13 protein-coding genes are annotated in these 14,357 nt (G+C 40.9%); all 13 read left to right on the forward strand.

Annotation, left to right across the window (positions count from 1 at the left end):
- Complete coding sequence (tssC, locus tag Q0Y52_RS10635; protein WP_297821348.1) at positions 1–1,695, forward strand: type VI secretion system contractile sheath large subunit; 1,695 nt, start codon at positions 1–3, stop codon at positions 1,693–1,695.
- Positions 1,695–2,183, forward strand: a complete 489-nt coding sequence (gene tssD / locus Q0Y52_RS10640; RefSeq protein WP_297821350.1) for a type VI secretion system tube protein TssD — start codon at positions 1,695–1,697, stop codon at positions 2,181–2,183. The genes tssC and tssD overlap by 1 nt, the downstream gene beginning before the upstream one ends.
- Positions 2,183–2,587: a hypothetical protein gene (locus tag Q0Y52_RS10645; RefSeq protein WP_297821352.1), complete on the forward strand. Its 405-nt coding sequence runs from the start codon at positions 2,183–2,185 to the stop codon at positions 2,585–2,587. Before tssD ends, Q0Y52_RS10645 begins: the two co-directional genes overlap by 1 nt.
- Entirely contained in the window at positions 2,587–4,356 is a 1,770-nt protein-coding gene (gene tssF, locus Q0Y52_RS10650; RefSeq protein WP_297821354.1) for a type VI secretion system baseplate subunit TssF, read from the forward strand. The genes Q0Y52_RS10645 and tssF overlap by 1 nt, the downstream gene beginning before the upstream one ends.
- Positions 4,353–5,315 (forward strand): type VI secretion system baseplate subunit TssG, encoded by a 963-nt coding sequence (gene tssG, locus Q0Y52_RS10655; protein WP_297821357.1) that lies wholly within the window; start codon positions 4,353–4,355, stop codon positions 5,313–5,315. Before tssF ends, tssG begins: the two co-directional genes overlap by 4 nt.
- 50 nt (positions 5,316–5,365) lie before the next feature.
- Positions 5,366–8,584 (forward strand): type VI secretion system tip protein TssI/VgrG, encoded by a 3,219-nt coding sequence (tssI, locus tag Q0Y52_RS10660; RefSeq protein WP_297821359.1) that lies wholly within the window; start codon positions 5,366–5,368, stop codon positions 8,582–8,584.
- A 15-nt stretch (positions 8,585–8,599) separates the two neighbouring features.
- On the forward strand, positions 8,600–10,537 hold the full coding sequence (locus Q0Y52_RS10665) for a DUF2169 domain-containing protein (RefSeq protein ID WP_297821361.1): 1,938 nt from the start codon (positions 8,600–8,602) through the stop codon (positions 10,535–10,537).
- Positions 10,538–10,556: 19 nt separating this feature from the next.
- A complete protein-coding gene (locus Q0Y52_RS10670; RefSeq protein ID WP_297821363.1) occupies positions 10,557–10,811 on the forward strand; it encodes a pentapeptide repeat-containing protein in 255 nt (84 codons plus the stop codon).
- 97 nt (positions 10,812–10,908) lie between these two features.
- On the forward strand, positions 10,909–11,544 hold the full coding sequence (locus tag Q0Y52_RS10675) for a pentapeptide repeat-containing protein (RefSeq protein ID WP_366939278.1): 636 nt from the start codon (positions 10,909–10,911) through the stop codon (positions 11,542–11,544).
- Positions 11,545–12,645 (forward strand): pentapeptide repeat-containing protein, encoded by a 1,101-nt coding sequence (locus Q0Y52_RS10680; protein ID WP_297821365.1) that lies wholly within the window; start codon positions 11,545–11,547, stop codon positions 12,643–12,645.
- Positions 12,646–12,710: 65 nt separating this feature from the next.
- Positions 12,711–13,376 (forward strand): DUF3540 domain-containing protein, encoded by a 666-nt coding sequence (locus Q0Y52_RS10685; protein ID WP_297821367.1) that lies wholly within the window; start codon positions 12,711–12,713, stop codon positions 13,374–13,376.
- A gap of 5 nt (positions 13,377–13,381) precedes the next feature.
- Positions 13,382–13,792, forward strand: coding sequence for a DUF4150 domain-containing protein (locus Q0Y52_RS10690; RefSeq protein WP_297821369.1), 411 nt, complete (start codon positions 13,382–13,384; stop codon positions 13,790–13,792).
- 49 nt (positions 13,793–13,841) lie between these two features.
- Positions 13,842–14,345, forward strand: coding sequence for a hypothetical protein (locus Q0Y52_RS10695; protein ID WP_297821371.1), 504 nt, complete (start codon positions 13,842–13,844; stop codon positions 14,343–14,345).
- Positions 14,346–14,357: the final 12 nt, after the last annotated feature.

Raw genomic sequence — 14,357 nt, forward strand, 5'->3', positions numbered from 1 at the left:
ATGGTCGATGTAAACAGTATTTCATTTTTACCCAAACAAGGCGCCATCGTACCCTTTAAAGCCTTAGTCCTTGCGCCATTATGTGGCGAAAATCCACCTGAAGAACTGAATGAACCAATAGAAATTAATCACAATAACTTTGATCACGTGATTAAAAGTTTTTCACCTGTGATTGATGTTGATATTGATAATCCACAATTATGCCAATTGATGGGTTTAGAAAAACAAACTATTACTTTAAGCTATGCACTGGATAGCTACTCTGACTTTGAGCCAGCAGCCATAATACAAAAAGAGCCTTCTTTACTGGAAATATCCAGAGTGATTGACACCATCCATAAAGTGCTACAACAAGATGGTAATTCTTTCTCAAGCGAAGTCTTTACCCTTAAACACATTCAACTTGCTGAACTGAGTGTAGAAAAAGTTAAAAGACACCAATTAGAGCTTATTATATGTGAGCTTGAGTTGGTCTTATCACAAGTGTTAAATCAAATTTTACACCAGGCTAATTGGCAGCAACTTGAGTCAGCATGGCGTGGCCTGTACTTATTATGTCAAACCGCAGCTCAAAGTGAGGTGTTAATTGTTGAATGTGCATCAGCCAGTAAGAACGTACTTTGGGATGACCTTTTCAGCAGCAGTGATTTACCCAGCTCCAGTTTATACCAGCATGTCTACATTAATAGTATCGGTCAATATGGTGCCGTACCTTACGGTGTGTTACTGGTTGACGATTACTTTGCCGGGTCAGGCTCTGACCTTACCTTACTAAAAGCTATCACAGATGTGTGCAGCAAAGCACACCTGCCCGTAGTCACCGGCGTAAGTGCCAACATGTTTGATGTACCCGACTTTAATACCCTCCAAGACTCTTCTTATATCTCAGAGATCCATGGCAGTAATCGCTATATTAAATGGCGTAGTTTTATCTCAACAGAACAAGCCAGCTTTCTGGCGTTAACCATGCCGCGGCTATTATTTAGAGATATCTATAACAAAGACCCAAAAGGCCTGAGTTGGTTTCAAGAAAATACCGGCAATAGTCACGAAGATTGCCTGTGGGGTAATGCCAGCTTTGGTTTTGTTGACAACCTATTCAAAAGCTTTGAAGACAGCGGTTTCTGTAGTTTTATTTCTGGCACTGAAGGTGGGGTATTAGATTTATCCGCATTACAGACCAAAAATACCAACTTACCGGTTGAAATTGCTTTTTCAGAAGAAAAAGAAGCAGAACTTATCAGCCTAGGTTTCAACCCCGTTTGTACCAAGGCTTACCAAAACCAATTACTGTTTCAATCAGCAAACTCAGTGCGCTGGGGCAATGTTAAAGTCAACCATCGACATCAGAGTGTCGATAGCATTGCAAGTGCACAATTGCAGTACCTATTTATTGTGATGCGTATCATCCATTGTTTGAAAATCATTTTTAGAGAAAGTGTGGGGGCCACAACTAGCTCAAGCGCGCTTTCTACTATATTAAATAGATGGCTTAGGCAGTTTGTATCAGATGTTGAAGCGCCATCAAAAGTGTTGAGAGCGCAAAGACCTTTAAAAGATGCAAGCGTTGTGGTGGTTGCAACAAGCGACGCAGGTTGGTTTGATATTCAAGTAGAGCTTTCCCCTCACATGAAGTATTTAGGCAATACGATTGCTATTAATACTGTGGTGCCGATGATTGAAGAGGTAAGCTAATGGAATTTTCAGGTTACATGACCATTGAAGGTGAAGTGCAAGGTGTTATTGAAGGCTCTTCCATCAGAAAGGCACGAGAAAAAACCATCGAGCTGTTTTCTTACAGTCATGAAGTAAAATTACCCACTAATTTGCACGCGAATATGGGGAATGGACCGGTTGTGCATCAACCAATCAGCATACTGAAGGAATTAGACAAAAGCACCCCCAAATTATACCGTGCATTAGTTGAAAAAGAATGTTTAAGCACGGTCGTTTTAGAGTGGTTTAGGTATACCGACCAAGGTCAAGAATTAGTTTATTTTCGTATAGAGTTAACGAATGCACACATTATTTCTCTGAGTCCTTGGACACCTTCAGTAGAAAATTCAGAAAAAGAATATTTACGCTTTATGGAAAATGTTTCGTTAGTCTACGAGGGCATTACATGGAGCTGGGGACCCGATGGCGATATCACCTACCAAACTAACTGGCGGGGAGATCGATAATGTTAAGATTATCTGAAAAACTCAATACGCTTAATGCAAAAAAAGAAAGCAATAATTTTGATGAGTCATTGAATATTGCCACGTCCATAAAGAATTTCTTGCAAAAACTGTTAAATACCCGTCAGGGAAGCGTACTAAGTGCCCCAGCAATGGGAATGCCGACAATCAACATCAATGAGGGGATCATTGGGCTGCAAGAGCAGCAAAGTGTACTGAATATTATTCATACATTACTGAAAAAGTATGATCAAAGAATAGAAACACTGACCAGTGAACTCACCAAGAATAAAAACGTGACCGTAATTTTGTCATTCCAATTGTCGGTGGTAACACGATCCGAGCATGCCATTAACATACTAGGGAAATTACAATCTGATAGTACCTTTGAACTGGAATTACAATAATGGATTTAGCTGAACTATATCAACAAGAATTAAAGCTTCTCAAAGAATCATCTAAAGTCTTTAGTGAAGAATACCCGGCAATTACTGAAAGTTTAAACCGTGACATACTCGACCCCGACGTCGATATGATCTTGCAAGGTGTTTCATATTTAACGGCGCAATTTAAAAAAGAACTGGATGAGCAATTCCCTGTTGCATTACAGGCTTTATCTCAAGCCTTAACACCCACACTCATGCAACCCATTCCAGCCGTTAGTATTTTGTCTTTAGCGCCGAAGGCCAACTTGATTTCGCCGCTGACCATAAAAAACGGTGCTAATTTTGACTCAATCCCGGTAAAATTAGACGAAGATGGTCAAGATAAAATCTCCTGTCGCTTTAGCAGTGCATGGCAAGTGGAAGTGCTACCGGTAAGACTGACGTCATTGCAGGTAAATCATGTTGACAAACACATTAAGCAAACCTCACAACGAGTTGTCGAGCTGGTAGGTAGTTTTACCTCTGAGAAAAACGATCTCGCCAATTACACATTTGATACCCTGCGCTTTTACATCAATCAGCCAGCAAGTGATGCAAGTATCTGGTTAAAAATGCTGGCGCAAAATTTACAGTCTATTCAAATCAGCTCAAACGAAGGTGTGAGCGACATATCAGTCGAAAAACTAGGCCTGACAGGTTACAGCCTTGGAGACAATATATTCGATGGCAGTAGTGCATCAAACCAGCACAGTATTTTACAAGAATATTATACTGTGCCTGAAAAATTGCAGTTTTTTGAACTCAACCTATCCCAGTGGCAACGACGTAGCGGCGATAATTTTTCAATTACCTTTCAGTTTAAGCAGCCCAGTTGGAGCTTGCCTGAAATCACACTCCAGCACCTAAAATTGTATTGCACACCGGTAGTGAATGAGTTTGAGCACTTTGCTGAGCCTGCAGCCATGAATGGCGTACAGCTTGATTTTCCGCTAACAGCGCAGTCTCGCAATGTATCAACCGAGCTTCTCTTACCCATTGTTGAGGTACTGAGTGTTGAAAGCATAAAGCGTGAGCGTGAGCGCAATAAAAAATATCAGAACATTGTTAAACCCAAAAGTACTTCTTCAAAATCAGGGGGCTTTTATTACTATCGAAAACACGGCATTAATGACGGCGAAGTAGCCAACTGGTTAGCGCTGGAGTTTGAACCGGGTTCGCGCCCAGAAAGTCAGGAAGTATTGAGGGTTAAGCTTAAATGTTGTCACGGTGAAGTGGCGGCTAATTTACCTCCCCAGCAAATTACCCAAGCAACCAGTACTAGCCCTGAATTAGTGACGTTTACTAATCTAACGACCACTACCGAATATCTTCCTGCGCAAATTATTGCGAATGAGGCGTGGCAGGTCGTATCTGATCAAGCCTTAAGTTTACAAAATGTAGAGAATGCACCACAACTAAAACAAGTGTTACGGCATCATATTCCCGCGCAGCTTAAAAATACTGCCAAATATAAAACACTCGAGCACAGAATTAACGCCATCACCCAGCTTGATATGAAAGCCATCGATCACTTAGAGAACGGCTTGTTGATCAGAGGTAGCCAATTTTTAGTGCAATTAAACAGCGAGCACTTTATTAACCAAGGAGAAAGTTTTTTATTTTCTGCTTTGCTGAATCAACTGTTAGCCCTGCAAGTGTCTATTAATAGTTTTAGTCAACTAGGGATCACAGAGTCACGTACAGGAGAGTTGAGACTGTGGCCGATTAATTTTGGCGGTATAGCCAAATGATCGAACAAGAATTGATCGCAGACGCGAGCAAATATAGCTTTATAGAAGTATACAAACTGCTATGTGAGCTTAGCTTAGCGAATAAACTCGATCCCCTTAACATGATACGTATAAGGCCCATACTGGGCTTACAGCATGCACGAACCCAAGTGGTTTCTGTCAGCAAGCAATGGCAAAATGAACAACAGTTTTTATATTATTTAAACGTAAATTTGCCCGGCCTATACGGCAATGCATCGCCATTGCCTAAATTTTTCACCGAAGAATTAGTACAAGCCTCACATAAAGACCAAAACCAAGCCCGTATATTTTTAGATCTTATTCATCAACGGCTTTATCAACTGCTGTATAGCGCTAATATTCAGCAGTTACCCCACTATTTAGACCAAGGGCGCAAGAATGTTTATGCGTTTATGCTGGCGATGGTGGGTTTTAAAGATGAACTGTGGTTAAACGACTTTCCTGATAAAGCCTTTATATTGCGTAACGTGAATATTTTCCGCCATCAAAAGGGCACCGTAGCGGGCTTACAAAATTTAGTGCAAGACTTATTCCCCAACGCCACCATATCCATAACCCAGTGTGTTAACCGTGAAGTGGATATCGCCACATCGCAAAAATTAGCCTTAAACCAGCAAGCTAATCAATTAAGCTTTAGTACTGTACTGGGTAATAAAATGCTAGACCTGCAATCTAAAGTTGTGTTGTCTATTTCACCACTGTCAGGCACAGAGTATAAAAAATGGTGTCTAAGTCCTCAGTACTGGCAAGCGTTTCAGGGCTTAATACAATACTTTATTGGGCAACCTCTATTGGTGCAATTACACGTAGACATCGTGGCGGAGCCTGACTTTAACTTATGTTTAGTGCCAGACAACGCATTTGCTCTGGGACGCAACGCATGGCTGGCTAACAGCGAACAAACCCCCCATTTACATGCGCCAATAAAACTTTTATAAGCAATATCCGTTTTCATTCTTCAGCAAAGCTATTTTAAAGGACATCTTTAATGAGCCAATTTCACTTTAAATTTATTTACCAAGAAAGTGGGGTGAAAAACGACAGTTTGACCCTATTAAAATTTTCAGGGCAAGAAACCATCTCCAGCCTATTTAATTTTGAACTAGAGCTTAAATCAAGCGACATCAACCTCGATGGCGATAGCATATTAAATCAAGCCTGTAGCATTGAGATTTATTATGGAGACCAAGCTAAACCTATTCGCATTATCCATGGTTTGATCAATGAGTTTGAAGACATCAACTACCTGCCCGACAGCACCTTATACCGGGCGAATATGGTGCCTAGAATATGGCAGCTGGGTTTGTTTGAAACCAACGAAGTGTATTTAAACGAAAGCATACAAGACACGTTAACGGTCATACTCGAAGAGGCTGACTTTATTCAAGGGCAAGATTTTCGCTTTGAACTTGCCCGCACTTACCGCAAGTGGCCTTTTAGATTGCAGTACAACGAAACCCATTTAGCTTACCTGCAGCGTATTATCGAGCGTGAGGGTATTTATTATTACTTTGAACAAAGTGATAGCGGTGAAGTGCTGGTGTTTTGTGATAACAATCAAGCCTTGCCTAGCATAAGTCAGGCACAAAGTACCACACGGGTGGTTTTTCAACCCAGCAGTGGGCTGAATGTGGTAAGCCAAGCCAACACCATAAACAGTATTATTTGTAAACGGCAAACCCTGCCTAAAAAAGTCACCCTACGTGACTTTAATGATGAAACCCCCTCGCTGGATATACGTGGCACCCATGTGATAAATAGCACCGGCATGGGCGAAATTAATCTGTATGGCTTAAATATCACTTCCCCTGAAGAAGGGCAGCAGTTAGCCGAAATACACGCCAATGCCTATTTAAGCCGGCAAAAATCCTACATTTGTCAGGGTGATGTGGCAACCATGACCATCGGTCATACCTTTAAGTTGGCCGAACATCCCCGAGATAATTTTAACCAATTAGGTTACTTGTTAGAAAGTATTCACCACGAAGGGACTAATGTAAATGAATACCAGGAGCGGCACCGGCAAGAAAATGCCCTGGTAAATTACAGCAACAGCTTCACCGCCCTGTCAACGGAGCACGACTTTGCCCCTAAAAGACAAACCGTTGCCCCTGAAATAAACGGTACCCTCAATGCGGTTGTCGATGCTGAAGCGGCAGACTCGGGTTATGCAGAGCTGGATGAATCCGGTCGTTATAAAGTCAAACTGCCCTTTGATAGAAAAGACCGTGATGGCGGTAAAGCATCCCATTGGGTGCGCATGATGCAGCCTTACGGCGGCGCTAATGAAGGCATGCATTTCCCCTTGCGTAACGGTACCCGGGTATTGTTGGGCTTTATAGGCGGCGATCCGGACAGACCCTTTATCAGTGGCACTATCAACGACAGTGGCGAGCAGCAAAGTATTGTCACCGCTGAAAATCAAAGCAACAATCTTATCAAGACCGCGTCGGGCAATAAAATAGAGCTGGAAGATAAAGAGGGGAAAAACCGGATTAAACTGCAAACCGGTGATGATAAAACCTATATGCATTTAGGTGCGCCTAATCACGACGGTTCGGGTTTTGTAATGGTGACGGGGGGGATTGAGCGCAGAGATATCAGCGGTGGGCAGAGAGTGACCGTTACGACGAGTAGTGAATCCAACGATGACACCGCGACGATTAGTGCATTCGATAACACTTCGGCTTATGTTAAAGGTGATATCGTTACTTATGAGGGCAAATCTTATAGTTGTAAAAGAGTTATAGTCGCAAATTCTGCATTGACACAGAATGCTATACCTGATTCAAAATCAAATTTTTGGGACGAGTACATCAGAGACACCTCATTATTTAAATTTCATAAAATGGGCACTAATGGAAAGCCGTCCAATGCACTAACAAAGAGTCAAGAAGTAAGTGGAGAATATATAATTCAAAGATTGTCAGGGAACCAGTACTCATGGAATAAAGGCAACCAATTTAATTATTTCGCAACAGGCGCAGATAAAACCCCTAGCTCAGATAATAAACATTTTTACTTTGGTAATAATTGGGAAGTGCATTGCTCAAGACATGCTGCCGACCCAGCCAATTTAATCACTACAATGGAAAAATTCAATTTACTAGGGGTGTTAGATTACGAAAACAATGAAGTCGATTGGCCTGACACACTCAAAAAAGGCCGGGTTCGTGTCGCTCATCACGATACCTTCAACTCGCAAAACGGTAATATCTTCGATTTTGGCGGTTATTGGAATTATAACCTGGGCAATAGTTACACAGAAAACACTATCAGTCAGGCACACACAAAGGTTAATCGCAAGGATTTACCTTATGACTGGTGTGATATTGGAGGCCCCCATTGGACTGCACTTTCTCCAAAAAAAGACCGTATAGTATCTACAACATTGTTTGAACAGTTCGGTGAGCCCGATTATCTTACCGACTTTAAAGATAGTACTAATGTCGAAAAAACTATAGATGGCCACGCCTATGACTATAGTCATAATACCCACAGTATTGAGGTAAGTCATAAGTGTAATTCTATAGAGGTCTCTGTGGGAGGGAAAAGTCGAGAGGTTAAGTTCAATGGCAAAGGCTATAAGACTTATGAGTCTAAGTCAGAGGGTGGCATATCAGAAGAGTGGAAAAGCACGCCAACAGGAAGTCGAACTGAATATGAAAAAGTAGACATGGCCGAAGGTGGTGCTCCAGGCAAAGTAACAGAAACCAGAGTGAGTACTTGGGGGAATCCCACCTCTTATGAAATAATAAGGGAACCTGCACCAGGCACAAAATTTAGCTTTAAAGGGGATGGTTTACCTACGCTAGAAATGAAAATGGAAATTGACGTTGGGTCAACAGTAATGTCTACCCACATTGGCGTGATGGATAATTTAATGCACCTCGAAGCGATGGGAATGTCCAATTCATTAAAAATAGATGGTACTTTGATGAGTAATTCCATAGTTATTTCAAGTACTATTTTGGAAAACGAGGTAAAAACAGGTCTTGGGGGGCTGGAAAAGTGCCAAAGTTCATTCATGGGTGGGGATGCTCAACACAGCGGTAAAATGGCTGAGATAAGATCAAAGAATGCTGTCGAATTAGTGAAAAAAAACATGAAAATTCAGAAAGAGTTAATGGAATTAAAAAGTAAAGAACTTGAAGTAGGCTCCTCTAAAGCTAGATTGTTGAGTTCTATAATTACTCTGTTAAGTTAACTATATGGAAAGTATTTGAATATTATAAAAAGCCAACAGGCTTCATTATTAACCAATATTTTTAAGTATCAACAAAAGCAATTTTTTGTAGCATCTACTTTATGGGGCTTCTATCTCGATTCGGGTGAGGCTGTCCTGGAGCAGACATTATGGCCCATTATCGCCGCTAATCTGGGTGAAAATAATCTGTTTGATGAGGCGATCAATAAAGACGCCTGTGAATTTTTGGTGTTTGCCGATGCCTTTGCGCCTCAGCAGCTGCCCGCTCCCAGAGTGGATGTGTCAGTTAGTTTGGCAAATATTACAAAAACCTTAAATGTGTATGGTGAGCGCTACTGGCAGGGCACAGGACTTTTATTACATACCTCTGCGGCAGAGCCTTTTACGCAAATGCCGATGAGTTCTGATCATGCTTATGGCGGACAAGCGCACCTCTATAATAAAACCGGAAAAGGCTTGATTGATAATGATTCCGATGAAGTTTTAAGTTTTTTACCGAATATTGAACACCCTGATTTTCCGGTCCTTTCGAAAAAAATTCCTGAGGATAAAAGCGCCTATACCCCTCAGGGTTTTGCTGCTATTAACAGTGAGTGGTCACAACGAAAAAACTTGTATGGCACCTTTGATGACAATTACCTGCAAAACCATATGCCGGGCTTAGCCCCTGATATTCACTGGGATTATTTTTATACTGCGCCAGCGGATCAGCGCTTTGACCGCTACCTAAAGGGCGATGAAGCTTTTAGCATTACCAATATGCATGAAACCATGACTGAAATTAAAGGTAATTTACCTAGCGTGATTGGTCGTTGTTTCATTGAACAAGAAATTCCGTTAAATACACTTGAACAAGCTGAGTTAGAGCAATACCCAGAAGATGAGAAACGTGATGATAAATTGGTGATGTTTAAAGAAGTGCCCCTTAATTTAGACACAGTATATTTTTTCCCTAACGAAAATATCGGCATTGTTGTGCACCGCGGCACGATCGAGATCAATCATCCTCAAGCAAAAGATATTAAAAAGCTGTTAGTGGCGCATCAAGGTTTAGCTGAATCGGCTAAACCCAGCGCTTTTTATCAGGAACAGATGCAATTGCGCTCTGATCCTGAAGAAGGGTTTAAATATATGATGTATTCAGCCCCCCTTATCCCCGAAGGCGTTACCTGTGGTTTTAAGCAATTATTAAGTGATACTGAATATGAACAGGCAATGGGCGACAATATGAGCGCCTTTGCCGAGGGCAAAAAGCAGCAGGCCGAGCAGGAAATGGATGAGGCTATCGACAAACAAGTGGCTCAATTAAGAGCCAATGGCATGGACAAACAAGCGGATGAGTTAGTCGATAAAATAAAAAATCCGCCTCAGGATATTGAATTGCCCGAAGATGCCAAAAAACTGCAGGCCTTAACCGATAAAATATTACCGGGTATAAGCGCGATGAAAGAGGCACCGAAACTCGATGATCTTGACTTGACTAAGCTAAACCTCAAAGCCATGGATGAAGTGCAGGCGCATATGGAGGCGATGGCCGAAAAACAAAAAAAAACAGCGTTATTGCAGGTAGAGCAGCAGCTCTCAGAATTAAAGCAACAAGCCGCCCAGCAGCCTGAAATGGCAGAGCAGCTGAACCCATCAATAAAACAGCTTGAAGAGATGTTAGCAAGTATGGATGCTATTCCGGTATTAACCCGTCCTGATACTATTGAGCAAGATACTCAGCTAAGTGCTCAGCTTGCACAAGCCGCTGAACAGTTGAGCGAGCAGAAAAAAATGATGGCGGAGCATAACATTGAGTTAAACGAGGAGCAGCAGCAACAAATGAATGAGCTGGAGCAGCTGTTAGATAACAAAGAGCTGTCTGCGCAAATGCAGGAGGCTAATGACTTTATTAATGACAGTTATTTACAAGGGGCGCACTTTATAGCAGAGTCCAGCTCTCCCCCATAAAGGTCAAGAGCCTGAATTAGTGGCGGCACTCTTAGCGGCTTACCTTGCGGGAAAAGCCATCAGCAAAAAAGATTTCGCGTTTTGCGCGTTATCACAACAGCAATTTTCCGCTATTAATCTAGAAAATGGCTTTTTTGAATATAGCCAATTAAGTCAGGTTCAATTTAATCAATCAAATTTAACCGCCATTAACTTTGCCCACGCTAAGTTAACTAACGTCACCTTTGATCATTGCAAAATAAAGGGGGCTAACTTAGGCGCAGCACAAACTTGATAATTGTAAATTTATTGGTCTTAATCTTGATGAAATCACCTTAGCAAAATCGACCCTCCGCAACTGCGAGTTTATTGATTGCGAGTTTGGTGAGCGTATGGATATGCTGCTTGAAACTCAGTTTAAAGATTGTAAATTTACCCGTTGTAAGCTAGTAAAATTAAACTTTATTGAGCTGAAATTAACCGGTTGTCAGTTTAATCAATGTGATCTCTCTGAAAGTAATTTCATAAAGCCACTCTTTAACGATGCGAGTTTTACCGGTAGTGATCTGTCTAAGGTTAACTTTGTGATGGCGAAGATGAGCAATAATAACTTTGAACAAGTCATTATGAATAACACCCGTTTTGTCGGCGGTTGCGATTTAAAAGGCAGTCGTTTTAACCATGCTGAAATCACTGAAACAAACTTAAGAGATTGCCAATTACAAAATGCAGATTTTTCACATGCCATAATGTATCGATGCGACTTTGGCGATTCAGTCGTCACTAACAGTAATTTCAATAAGGCAATCGCCAAACAGTGTCATTTTTTAGATACACGTTTATCGGGCAGTACGTTAAAAGGGGCTGACTTGATGGAAGCCAGTTTTATGCAGGCTGATATTCGCCACTGTAATTTCTCAGATGCTAATTTATATAGCGCCAGCTTTTTCATCGCGACGTTAGGTGGTACTTCTTTTTATGGTGCGATTTTAGATAACACCCTGTTAAAAGATTGGAGACCAAGTTAAATGACCGATCAACAGCCAAGTCCACTCAATAAAACTAAATTATCGTTACAAGCACTACAAAATCGTATTAAAGGATTATCCGACGAGCCGCCAGCGGTGAGTGACCATGATTTGTCGGGTCAAAACTATCAAGGCATCGATCTTTCTGGCGGGGCTTTTGCCAAGGTAGACTTTACGGGTTGTGACTTTAGTCAGGCTAATTTACAACAAGCTAATTTTGTTGAATGTATTTTTGATAAGGTAAATTTTACTCAAGCACAATTAGCCAGTTGTAATTTTGTTAAGTGTTCAGCCCTTAAAGCCAATTTTCAAGCACCCGTTGGTGAAGGGGTGAATATTATTCAAAGTGATTTTTCGCAGGCGAAATTTGAGTATTGGCAATGTAAGCAATTGAATGTCGTTGAGACTAATTTAGATAGGGTCAGCTTTAACCACAGTCACTTTTTTGAAGCGAACTTTATTACGTGTCAATTGAATCAAAGTCAATGGCATAAAACTGTACATTACCGTACCAACTATATTGACTGTGAATTTAATGAGGCTAACTTAGATGAGGCAGAGCTTGAGTTGGTGTTTTTTCAAAATGCCAACTTTGATGATTTTGACTTCAGAAAAGTCATCATTAAAATTTGCCAATTTAGAGAAAGCAGTTTAAAAAATGCTAACTTTCAGGAGTGTAACTTAACGCAATGTGGTTTCATGGAAGCAAAATTAAATAGCACTAACTTTAGGGGAGCCATTGCGAATAATGTGATGTTTATTAAGGCAAACATTAGCAATAGTGATTTTAGAGATTGCGAACTTGAGCAAGCATTATTTAATGAAGCAATAGTAAAACAAAGCAATTTTGCTAAGTCTAAGTTAGTACAAGCGCAATTTACCAATGCGGATGTCTCTGAAAGCAGTTTTGACGGTTGCGATTTAACCTACGTTGATTTTTCAAATGCTAATTTAACCGATGCATTAATCAGCAATGCCACATTATTCAGGACCAATTTACATTGTATAACAGATCAAGGCACTAACTGGTTTGGTAGTGATAAAACCTTAGCGTTAGGCACGGATAAAAATAAAGAAAAAGCAGAGAATTTTAGTCAATAGTAAGTGATAAGAGTCAGTAATAAGTCATCCATTATTTTTAATCGAATTTAAGTAGGGCAAATACCATGCAAAATAATGCACAAAGTTATGTACAAAACAATGTTGTTTCAATGCATTCGCCCGTGGCTTCACTGCTTTCTGGTGTGGTCAAAAAAGAATTAGCGCAGTTATTTATTGTGCAGTCTGATAAGGGCGTGTTACCAGCAAAGCAGTCGGCAAGTTGCTTATTAGTGCCTGAAGTGGATGATAAAGTATTAATTAACATGATTGACGGAGACGTTTATATTTTAGCTATTTTAGAAAAAGCCTCCCAGCGCAGTAAGCTTTCTCTAAAAGGTGACGTTACCTTTGAAAGTGAGGGCTGTTTGTCAATGACGAGTAAAAAAGCGATGCAAATTACTTCTTTAGAGTCTATCTCTCATCTATCACCAGAAGTCAGTGCCCTGTCAAAGCGTCATACTATTACCACTGAGACGCTATCGACCAACAGTCAAAAGCTAGACGTAAAAAGTGACCAAGCCCAAGCCCATATAAAAGAAGTACATGGTATGTTTGAACGGGTGTATCAAAAAGCTGATCAAGTGATCCGCTGGGTCGAAACAATAGAAACCCTCAATATTGGTAATTGGGTTCACAATATTAAAGGTACGTTAAATTCACGCGCTAATAATCAGGTTATTACTGCAAAAAGCGACGTTAAGGTGGATGCTGAACGAATTCATATGGGGTAGAGGATATGTTTGCTAAAACACATATGATGGGGCTTGATTTTGCCATGCCTGATGTTTGTTTAACACCGATACCGACCCCAGCAGGGCCTGTGCCTATGCCTATTCCGTATCCTAATATGGCTATGCCGATGACGGCTATCCCTAGTCAATTTAAAGTGTTGACTGTTTGTATGCCAAATCATAATTTAATGACCATTACTCCGATGAGTAATGGTGATAATATCGGTACTATGATGAATCCTTTGTCAGGCATGGTAATGGGGCCCAGTAAAAATTTAATTGGCAGTTTTAAAACACTCATCGGTGGCATGCCGGCGACCACTATGTTGAAGCCTACTGGACAAAATGGTATGAGCCCTGGCGCATTTGGTATGAGTATGGTGCCTAGCCAGGTTAAACTCTTGATAATGTCTTAGCGCTACGAGTAAAGAATAAATAAAATAAAAATAGGGAAGGTTTGGATAAATGAAAATATCTTTCGGTATAAAATTTGGGGCTTTGATGCTCATTGCTATTATGGCCTTAGTCGGCAGCATTTTGGTGTTTTTTCACCAAGAGAGCATGGATACGATGAAAACTGACCTCAAAGACCGAATAGGAGATGTGGCCCGCACCAGTGCCTTTATCTTAGACGAGGAAGACCGACTCTTAATCGGAAATTTTCGTGATCAGATTTATGCCCGTTTACCGGCAGATTATAAAGAAACCGTACAGACATTTGAGCGATTAACTCAGGGTGGCGAAGAGTTACAAGGTAACGTAGATAAACTCTTTTCTATGGATGCCTCAAGCGATATCCAAAATGAATATGACTTTCAATACATAGTGCAATTACATGTAGGCATAGTGGCGGAGCCTGACTTTAACTTGCGTTTAGTGCCGGATGACGCATTCGCTCTGGGACGCAACGCATGGCTGGCTAGAGGCGAACAAATCCCCCATTTACATGCGCCAATAAAACTTTTATAAGCAATATCCCGC

This window comes from uncultured Paraglaciecola sp. (genome assembly GCF_943787955.1).
Classification (GTDB): domain Bacteria; phylum Pseudomonadota; class Gammaproteobacteria; order Enterobacterales; family Alteromonadaceae; genus Paraglaciecola.

Coding starts and splice junctions, on each gene's coding strand:
- Q0Y52_RS10645 (WP_297821352.1), top strand. CDS start 2,183: ATGTTAAGATTATCTGAAAAACTCAATACGCTTAATGCAAAAAAAGAA.
- tssF (WP_297821354.1), top strand. CDS start 2,587: ATGGATTTAGCTGAACTATATCAACAAGAATTAAAGCTTCTCAAAGAA.
- tssC (WP_297821348.1), top strand. CDS start 1: ATGGTCGATGTAAACAGTATTTCATTTTTACCCAAACAAGGCGCCATC.
- tssG (WP_297821357.1), top strand. CDS start 4,353: ATGATCGAACAAGAATTGATCGCAGACGCGAGCAAATATAGCTTTATA.
- Q0Y52_RS10695 (WP_297821371.1), top strand. CDS start 13,842: ATGAAAATATCTTTCGGTATAAAATTTGGGGCTTTGATGCTCATTGCT.
- Q0Y52_RS10680 (WP_297821365.1), top strand. CDS start 11,545: ATGACCGATCAACAGCCAAGTCCACTCAATAAAACTAAATTATCGTTA.
- tssI (WP_297821359.1), top strand. CDS start 5,366: ATGAGCCAATTTCACTTTAAATTTATTTACCAAGAAAGTGGGGTGAAA.
- tssD (WP_297821350.1), top strand. CDS start 1,695: ATGGAATTTTCAGGTTACATGACCATTGAAGGTGAAGTGCAAGGTGTT.
- Q0Y52_RS10685 (WP_297821367.1), top strand. CDS start 12,711: ATGCAAAATAATGCACAAAGTTATGTACAAAACAATGTTGTTTCAATG.
- Q0Y52_RS10690 (WP_297821369.1), top strand. CDS start 13,382: ATGTTTGCTAAAACACATATGATGGGGCTTGATTTTGCCATGCCTGAT.
- Q0Y52_RS10675 (WP_366939278.1), top strand. CDS start 10,909: ATGGATATGCTGCTTGAAACTCAGTTTAAAGATTGTAAATTTACCCGT.